The sequence below is a fragment of the Paenibacillus sp. 1_12 genome (genome assembly GCF_900114475.1).
Taxonomy (GTDB): domain Bacteria; phylum Bacillota; class Bacilli; order Paenibacillales; family NBRC-103111; genus Paenibacillus_S.
The window spans coordinates 155,049-164,599 of record NZ_FOTE01000014.1; the positions used below are offsets into that span (position 1 = coordinate 155,049).

7 protein-coding genes and 1 rRNA gene are annotated in these 9,551 nt (G+C 44.0%); 7 read left to right on the top strand and 1 reads right to left on the bottom strand.

The window, feature by feature from the left end:
- Window positions 1–50: 50 nt before the first annotated feature.
- A complete protein-coding gene (gene acnA, locus BM210_RS25265; RefSeq protein WP_091174823.1) occupies window positions 51–2,759 on the bottom strand; it encodes an aconitate hydratase AcnA in 2,709 nt (902 codons plus the stop codon).
- A 269-nt stretch (window positions 2,760–3,028) separates the two neighbouring features.
- On the opposite strand from acnA, the gene BM210_RS25270 reads away from it, so the two are divergent.
- The 7 genes from BM210_RS25270 to BM210_RS25300 all read left to right on the top strand — a co-directional run.
- Complete coding sequence (locus tag BM210_RS25270) at window positions 3,029–4,051, top strand: amidase domain-containing protein (RefSeq protein WP_091174825.1); 1,023 nt, start codon at window positions 3,029–3,031, stop codon at window positions 4,049–4,051.
- Between the two features lie 76 nt (window positions 4,052–4,127).
- Window positions 4,128–5,252 carry a D-alanine--D-alanine ligase gene (locus BM210_RS25275; RefSeq protein WP_091174827.1) on the top strand — a complete coding sequence of 375 codons (1,125 nt, stop codon included), beginning with the start codon at window positions 4,128–4,130 and terminating at the stop codon, window positions 5,250–5,252.
- A 73-nt stretch (window positions 5,253–5,325) separates the two neighbouring features.
- Window positions 5,326–5,646: a hypothetical protein gene (locus BM210_RS25280; RefSeq protein WP_091174829.1), complete on the top strand. Its 321-nt coding sequence runs from the start codon at window positions 5,326–5,328 to the stop codon at window positions 5,644–5,646.
- Window positions 5,647–5,810: 164 nt separating this feature from the next.
- Entirely contained in the window at window positions 5,811–6,797 is a 987-nt protein-coding gene (gene uvsE / locus BM210_RS25285; protein ID WP_091174831.1) for a UV DNA damage repair endonuclease UvsE, read from the top strand.
- Between the two features lie 132 nt (window positions 6,798–6,929).
- Window positions 6,930–7,700: an enoyl-ACP reductase FabI gene (gene fabI, locus BM210_RS25290; protein WP_091174833.1), complete on the top strand. Its 771-nt coding sequence runs from the start codon at window positions 6,930–6,932 to the stop codon at window positions 7,698–7,700.
- A 266-nt stretch (window positions 7,701–7,966) separates the two neighbouring features.
- On the top strand, window positions 7,967–8,833 hold the full coding sequence (locus BM210_RS25295; RefSeq protein WP_091174835.1) for an inositol monophosphatase family protein: 867 nt from the start codon (window positions 7,967–7,969) through the stop codon (window positions 8,831–8,833).
- A gap of 517 nt (window positions 8,834–9,350) precedes the next feature.
- Window positions 9,351–9,551, top strand: a 16S ribosomal RNA gene (locus BM210_RS25300); the annotation flags it as partial.

Consider the following 9,551-nt stretch of genomic DNA (forward strand, 5'->3'; position numbering starts at 1 on the left):
ACAGCCTCTTATCTATACAGTCGTTCCTTAGGACGATAATACTTGTATACTTATTCCGCGATCATTTGGCGCAGTACAGTTTGCAGAATACCGCCATTACGATAGTAATCGATATCAACCGAGCTATCCAAACGGACAACCACTTCAAAGCTGAAGTTGGTTCCGTCTTGACGGGTAGCGGTCACCGTTACATCTTGGCCTGGCTGCACATTGTTGTTCAAGCCAGTAATATCAAAGGTTTCAGTACCTGTAATACCAAGTGCACTCCAACCATGACCTGCTTTGAATTGAAGAGGAAGCACGCCCATACCTACCAAGTTAGAGCGGTGAATACGCTCAAAGCTTTCAGCAATTACAGCTTTTACGCCTAATAGGAATGTACCCTTAGCCGCCCAGTCACGGGAGCTGCCTGTACCGTATTCTTTACCTGCAATTACGACAAGATTCGTGTCTTGATCTTGATACTTCATGGAAGCATCATAAATCGATTCGACTTCTCCTGTTGGAAGGTAGGTCGTAACGCCGCCTTCGGTTCCAGGTGCTACCTGATTACGAATCCGGATATTAGCGAACGTTCCGCGCATCATGACTTCATGGTGTCCGCGGCGTGATCCGTAGGAGTTGAAATCTTCTTTCTTTACGCCATGCTCCATCAAGAACTTACCAGCAGGGCTGTCAGCCTTAATGTTACCGGCAGGAGAGATATGGTCAGTTGTTACCGAATCGCCAAGCAGTGCCAAAGTTTTTGCTCCGTGGATATCAGCCATATCGGCGATACCATCACCCAAACGTTCGAAGAATGGAGGGTTTGCGATATAAGTCGATTTTTCATCCCACTCATACAGATCGCCTTCCGGCACTTCAATCGCATTCCAACGCTCATTGGCACGGAATACATTGGAGTATTTTTCGCGGTAAATGCTTGGGCTCATTGCCGTTGCAATAGCTTCTTGAATCTCTGCGTTGGAAGGCCAAATATCTTTTAAATAAACAGGTTGATTCGCTTGGTCGTAACCGATAGGATCATTAGCCAAATCAATGTTCACTGTTCCAGCCAAGGCGTAGGCAACAACTAACGGCGGAGATGCCAAATAGTTGGCTTTGACTTGAGCATGTACACGACCTTCAAAGTTCCGGTTACCGGATAACACGGCAGCTACTGTCATATCATTATCCGTGATTGCCTGACTCACTTCATCTGGCAAAGGACCGGAGTTTCCGATACAGGTGGCACAGCCGTAACCTGCAACGAAGAAGCCAAGAGCTTCAAGGGATTCCAGCAAACCTGCATTTCTTAAATAATCAGTTACAACCAGTGAACCTGGAGTCAAGCTGCTTTTAACGTAAGCAGGCTTTCTTAGGCCGCGGGCAACTGCTTTTTTGGCAACCAATCCAGCACCGAGCATAACGCTTGGGTTGGAAGTGTTGGTGCAGCTAGTGATAGCGGCAATAACAACAGCGCCTGTGCCCATTTTGCTAACATCGCCATTGGCATGCTGCACATCAATAACTTCTTCGATTTTGGCGTCACTTAAGCCGTAGCCGCCTTTTTCGATTGGTGTGCGGACAATATCATGGAATGCTTGTTTCATGGAAGTTAATTCAACACGATCCTGTGGACGTTTCGGGCCAGCCAAGCTTGGTACGACGGCTGACATATCCAGTTCAATAACATCACTGAAGGTTGGGTCCGGCGTATCATCAGTACGGAACATGCCTTGTGCTTTATAGTAAGCCTCAACCAGAGCGATTTGATCATCCTCACGGCCTGTTCCTCTTAAATAATTAAGCGACTCGGAGTCAACAGGGAAAAATCCTACAGTTGCGCCGTACTCTGGAGCCATATTGGCAACTGTTGCACGGTCAGCCAGACTAATATTGCTAAGACCAGGTCCATAAAATTCAACGAATTTACCGACTACTCCTTTTTTGCGAAGCATTTGGGTAACGGTAAGAGCCAAATCAGTAGCGGTCGAACCTTCTGGAAGATTGCCGGTTAATTTAAAACCAATAACCTCAGGTGTGACAAAATATAAAGGTTGTCCAAGCATACCTGCTTCAGCCTCGATGCCGCCAACTCCCCAGCCTACGATACCAAGACCATTGATCATCGTTGTATGGGAATCCGTACCTACCAGCGAATCTGGATATACTTCGGTTTCGCCATCAACGACTTTAGTTGCCGCTACGGAAGCCAGATACTCCAGGTTAACCTGATGGACGATACCTGTAGCAGGTGGAACAGCACGGAAATTGTCAAATGCAGTTTGTGCCCAGCGAAGGAAACGATAGCGTTCTTCATTACGCTCGAATTCGATATTCATATTCGTTTCGAGAGCATCCTTGGTGCCAAAAGCATCAACCATAACCGAGTGGTCAATTACTAAATCAACAGGTACAAGTGGATTGATCTGCTTCGGATTTCCGCCTGCAAGCTTAACAGTATCTCTCATAGCAGCCAGATCGACAACGACAGGAACGCCTGTGAAATCCTGCAAAACAATACGTGCTGGGATAAAAGGAATTTCTTTGTCGTTTCTTTCCTCAGTCCAGGTTGCGATTTGTTTTACGTGTTCTGCTGTGATAGCTCTGCCGTCAAACTGACGAACAGCTGCTTCCAGAAGCACCTTAATCGAGAAAGGCAGCGCGGAGATGTTGCCGTGTCCTTGTTCTTGAAGTCCAGGTAAGCTGTAGTAATGGTACGTCTTTCCATTAACCTCGAGAGGCTTGCGGACGGAGTATTGATCTTTTTTTGTCATGTGTGAATGTCCTCCTTTGAATGATAAGTCTGTAGTTCAGGATGAGCCATTTTCCAAAACAACTTCTGTTTCATAGAATGAAACAAGATTTCATAATTGTTATATGTTAAGTATACATGCTGCGGAAGGCTACGTAAAGGTTAAATTGAATCATTATAAGACGTGTTCCTTCATATATTGGAATCATTAAGAAGTATGCTTGAGCTTGTCCTGACTGTTATACAAATTGGATGAAAATCGGTCATTTGATATCAATGGAGGTAGACCGCATGTCATGGAAAATGATGCTTTATGAATATGTTCATCATAAAAACCAAATGAATCTGGATTATTCAATTGAGCCGCTGCTCCCATTTGTCACCGATATTCCATTCCTGCAAGCACAAATCAAGCGTTTGGCACGAACCTCGCAAAACGATCAGGATCGGCGCTATTCCCCTGTAAAAAACGAAACAAGACTTAAGATTATGCAAACGAATGAACAGCCTACATATGTGACCGCAGAAATCAGACTTAGGCAGTCCATGGTCGGAATCATTGGAGTGACAGAGCTTGAAGAGCAGCGGTTGGAAAGTGAGCAGCTGACCTTTGAGGAGCAAGAAGGAAAATGGGTGATTATTAATATTCAATCTACTAGTAATGAGCTGCTTGAGCCTTCACAGCGGGTGGTTATGAATCCTTCATCAGCATCAGTCTCCCCTAACGACGATCAAGGGTCAGTGAGACTATCCTCGATGCCGTTTTTAAATTATGAAGTTCTTCCTTATTTGGAGCCGGGACCTAGAAAAATATACTACGATCGTCATAAATCAGTTCAGTATGCCGAGCAATGGTGGGATCAAGCGAATCCGGCCTACCTGGAGTTTGAAGTAGACTGTAGTAACTATATATCCCAATGCCTCTTTGCAGGTGAAGCCCCGATGCACTATACTGGAAAAAGGGATTCTGGCTGGTGGTATAAAGGACGCCATAACAGTCAGGAGCTATGGAGCTTCAGCTGGGCTGTAGCACAGAGCCTCCAAGGATATATGACATCGAATGATCATGGACTGCGGGCGAAAGAAGTCCATAAGGCCGAATTACTTGAGTTGGGAGATGTCATTAGCTACGATTGGAATGGTGACGGACGTTATCGCCACAGCGCGATTGTGACTGCTAAAGATGCCAATGGAATGCCCTTGGTCAATGCACATACGACAAATAGCAAGCATAGATACTGGAGCTACAAAGATTCGTATGCTTGGACTGAACGGACAAAGTATCGGTTTCTGCATGTGGTCGACCAAGACTAATAGTTCGACATGCTCTTAGCTTACGGGAATTAGTAAGTTACTATTCACATCTAACAATTCATTTTCGGAGGTTATTATGAACGACAAAATTCGCATTGGCTTAATTTACGGAGGAAAGTCTGGAGAGCATGAAGTGTCGCTTCAAACCGCGCTTGCCGTAACAGCAGCCATTGACATGAGTAAATATGAAATCATACCTTTTTACATAACCAAACAAGGCGAATGGCGTTCAGGCTTGCAGCTGCAAGGGCCGCCGGAGCATATTGCGGAGCTTCAATTTGAACAGGCTGCTAACCCTGATAAAGCATTTTCCATTCAGCCGATCTTTAATTCGCTGCAGCATGCAGGTTCGAGTGCGGCTAATGATGCGGACTCAATAAAACAAATTGATGTCGTTTTACCTTTATTACATGGTACTTTCGGAGAAGATGGTACGATTCAGGGCTTATTGGAAATGGCGAATATCGCTTACGTAGGTGCAGGTGTTCTGGCTTCGTCGGTCGGTATGGACAAGGTCATGATGAAAAGGGTTTTTGAGCAGGAAGGCTTGCCGCAATGTATATTCCGTCACTTTACAAGAACACAATGGGAGAAGGACAATGCTTACTTTGTCATGGAGATTGAAGTGGCTATCGGCTATCCTTGCTTTGTTAAACCAGCCAATCTCGGGTCAAGTGTAGGAATTAGCAAAGCCAAAAATCGTGAGGAGCTGATCGAAGCTATTCATAGTGCCTTCCTATATGACCGTAAAGTCATTGTAGAAGAGAATGTGAATGCTCGTGAGGTCGAGGTGGCGATTCTGGGTAATGATGAGCCTGAAGCTTCTGTGGTGGGCGAAGTAGTTTCCTCCAACGAGTTTTACGATTATAAAGCCAAATATGTAGATGGCACTTCCTCCATGATCATACCAGCTGAAATTTCCGAAGAGCTGTCTGATCGAATTAGAGAGCTTGCGGTACGTGCGTACCAGGCAGTGGACGGATCTGGGTTATCCCGAATTGACTTCTTTGTAAGAAGAGAAGACAATCACATATTCATTAATGAAATAAATACGATGCCCGGATTTACGCCTTTCAGCATGTATCCTTTGCTATGGAAGGAAACCGGCAAGCCTTATGCTCAATTGCTGGATGAACTGATTGTGCTCGCACTAAAGCGTCATCAAGACAAGCAGCGGCTGCAATATTCGTTTGAGGTATAAATGGAAATTAGCTTAGCAATACATGTCTCTTATGATGATTAACAAATTAAAGGTGAGAGAAAGGGGTATATCAATGGGGTTTCAAACTGAGTTCAATTCCGTATGCAAGTTTAAATCCGAGCAGGAGCTCTATGAATTGTTGGAGTATGGCCGGAGTAAAATGGTTAAAAGCGGATTTCGTGTGTTCCCTACAGGTCAAATGGTTATTGCATACAGCTTGGATAACAAAGCGGTTGCCATTGTCAAAATTTTGGTGTCGATCGCCGAAATTAATTTTCAAGGGGAAGAAATAACCCAAGTGGAGATGGAGCTTGTTCGCCGATTGACAGATGAAGAAGCACGTATTCAGACGGCATTGGCTGATGAAATGTTTTTTAGTATTGCTTCAAAATGATAAATGAATAAGGTAAAGCTGAATCACATCGAACAGTCTGCGCAGATAACAGCCGCAGGTTGTTCTTTTTTTTGTAATCATGATTGGATAAAGTCTTTCTTTATAGAGCTTGTCTTTAAAGGGTATCCTATCGTATATCTGAAAACTGGAGCTGATTTGCTACTATGATCGTACGTCTTGGTTATGTCGCGATGTCCATGCAGGTATCTAATGCGTCTCCTTCCAAAACAATGACAGTCACCAGCTTTGATAAATTGAATAATCGGGCTGCAGCTGTACGCAAGCTGGAGCGTATAGCTATGGAGAATATACACAACACGCTGCGCATTCTTAAGCATAATCGGGCTCACGATATAGAATTGTTTCGCTGCTCCTCCAAGCTGATCCCTCTACGTGGGCATGAGATGCTGAATGACTGGGATCCGATGAAGGTGCTCACAGAAGCTTTTGCAGAACTCGGCAGCTATGCTATCCAAAATGAGATGAGACTCAGCTTTCATCCTGATCATTTTACCGTTCTAAGTACTCCGCGTGCAGAAGTGCTTTCAAGCTCGCTTAGGGATCTGGAATCCCACGTCACCATGCTGGAGGCGATGGGGCTGGATGAGTCAGCCAAATGCAACATCCATATAGGAGGCATGTACGGAGACAAAAAGGCGGCTTCACAGCGTTTTATTGATCGTTTCAAGGCATTGCCGGAGCGGATACGCAATCGAATGACACTTGAAAACGACGATAAAACATTTACTGCGTCCGAGACATTGGACGTATGCGAATTAACGAATACACCAATGGTACTCGATATTCATCATCATGAAGTGAATCATGAGGAAGACAAGACGGATTGTGCGGAACTGTGGCCGCGTATTCTGCAAACATGGACAGGGCAGACCGAACAAGGAAGTGATCAGGAGCTTCCGCCCAAAATTCATGTATCCAGTCCGAAAAGTGAAAAAGATGCACGAAGTCATGCTGACTATATAGATCCCGGTCCATTATTGACATTTTTACGATCCGTTGCCCCGGAAACGCCAAGATTGGATGTAATGATTGAAGCCAAAAAGAAAGATGATGCTTTATTCCAATTAATGAAGGATGTCAGTACAGATGCTGGATTAAAGGTTTTAAGCCAAGCCTCCTTCCGGGTGTGAGTGCGAACTTGACCCTAAAGAGACTTTCAAAGGAAAAAGTTGTTTATTGCTTGAATATTTTGTTCAAATGAAGTAACTTGAGAAAGGAGTGATAACGAACGTATTACAATGTGGAGAGGGGAATTTTTTAGTATGAGTGGACTTTTATCCGGTAAAAATATACTTGTTATGGGTGTTGCCAATGATCGCAGCATCGCATGGGCTATCGCCCAATCCTTATCTGCACAAGGAGCAACGCTTGCATTTACGTTTGAGAACGAGCGTGTGGAGGAAAGAGTCCGTAAGTTGGCAGATACGCTACCCAATACAACGGTTTTACCTTGTAATGTAACGGTTGATGCAGAAATCGATACGTTGGCAGCGATCGTCAAAGAACAATTTGGCGTGCTGCATGGTTTGGTACATAGTATCGCATTTGCCAAAACGGAAGAGCTGGAAGGGTTATTTGTAGATACTTCCCGTGAAGGCTATGCATTGGCTCAAGATATTAGCGCCTATTCATTGGTAGCTGTTGCGCAAAGGATGTACCCGTTGATGACCGAGGGCGGCAGCATAATGACCATGACTTATCTTGGTGCGGAACGTGCGATGAAAAATTACAATGTAATGGGTGTTGCCAAAGCAGCCCTGGAAGCTAGTGTTCGTTACTTGGCTAATGATCTTGGACAGTTCAATGTACGTGTGAATGCTATTTCTGCGGGTCCAATTCGTACATTGGCAGCTAAAGGCATCAAGGATTTTAACTCGATTCTTCGCAGTGTTGAGGAAAAAGCTCCGATGCGCCGTACGACCGAGGTTGCCGAAGTGGGCGATACGGCAATGTTCTTGATGAGCCACTTGTCCCGCGGGATCACTGGAGAAGTTATTTATGTAGACAACGGTTATCATATTGTTGGAGTATAATTCAAAATGATAAGTAAATAGTATGGATAAAACACCAAAGCTGTTGAATATGCAACAGCTTTTTTGTTGCTCTTTAATCCAAGCGATCGAAATGTAATAATCATATAATAGGTTTATATTTCAAATGTTGGATAATATTTTCATCCATGGAGGGTCACAATTGGGAAGCATTGTGAAACTTTATGGCATTTAAAGCGTATATTCACTATACTAACTAGTAGTTGTAACGCTACTATAAAATTTTTTTTGAAAAAGGGCTGATTGAAATGTCTAACGAAGGAAATAACTCCTTCTCGGTAGGAAGTAAGAGCTTTACCGCTGTAGCCATTAATACGGCCTCTAAGGCAGGCGAATGGGTCCAAAGCAAATTGGGAGACTTCAACAGCTTGAATACCAAATATTCTTCTCATGATCTAGTTACTGAAGTAGATAAAGGCGCGGAGAAGATGATCCGCAATTTGATTCAAACGCATTTCCCAAACCATTCGATTCTTGGTGAAGAAGGAGTTGAACCAGGGCCGGCTGCTTCGGTCCAAGCGTTAAAGGATGTAAGTGAGGCTGAATACCTCTGGATCGTCGATCCTTTGGACGGTACAACGAACTTTGTTCATGGTTTTCCGTTCTTCAGTGTTTCGATCGCACTGGCATACAAAGGTGAGGTCATCGTGGGTGTGGTTTATAATCCCATTCATAATGAATTGTTCGTAGCCGAGAAAGGTAAGGGCGCCTATCTTAGAGGCAAAAGGATGCAGGTATCCACGGAGAGCAAGCTTATCGACAGTCTTGTGGCAACCGGATTGCCAGCTGACCGAGAAGGTGCGCTGCCTGTCAATCTGCGAGGCTTGAATGCCTTATCTCCAAAGGTCAGAAACATCCGTGTTGCAGGATCAGCTGCATTGCATATGGCCTATGTTGCTGCTGGTCGCTTGAGCGGATTTTGGGAGATCGGGTTGAATTCGTGGGATATGGCAGCTGGGGCTCTGCTTATTAAAGAATCCGGTGGTTCGATAACGGATACAGAAGGTAATCCCTACACATTAAATGTACGCAATGTGCTTGCATCCAATGGTTTGATACACGATCAGCTTCAAACGGAGCTTCGTGGCGCTAACGCGGTTTCTATTGAAGTCTAACATCTGATTACTTCTAAACAACCTCCTACTTATCCATAACTTTGGATCGGGGAGGTTGTTGTTTTATGATCCATAGAGGAATTGTATTTGATTTTTAATACGGCGTTGCACAAGAGATAGGTGCGTTGTAGACCTCTCTACAACAGCTATAGAGCAGGGTATTTAGTATCGAAAAAGTTTATTTGATTTATTGCTTGACTTCTCATATTGTCGTATGATATATTACTTCTCGCCGCTAAAAACGGTGTAAGTGTTACAAAGGTTTTGATTTGATTGCAAAAATTAAATTAAAAAATAACACTTGCATAAATAACTAGCAGTGTGGTATAGTATAAAAGTTGCCGATAAAAATAAACGATGAAAATTGTTAAAGAAACGACAACTCATAATGTATGTAATACCAATTACAAAATGAAATTTGTCCTTTGAAAACTGAATCAACGAGTGAGTAAAATAGCAGTACAAGAGAATGCAAATTCTCGCCAGCAAGACGAATGAGTGCAATTCAAGTTCTACCTTAATGGAGAGTTTGATCCTGGCTCAGGACGAACGCTGGCGGCGTGCCTAATACATGCAAGTCGAGCGGATTGTTCCTTCGGGAACAGTTAGCGGCGGACGGGTGAGTAACACGTAGGCAACCTGCCTGCAGGATCGGGATAACTACCGGAAACGGTAGCTAAGACCGGATAAGTGATTTTGACGCATGTTGAGATCAAGA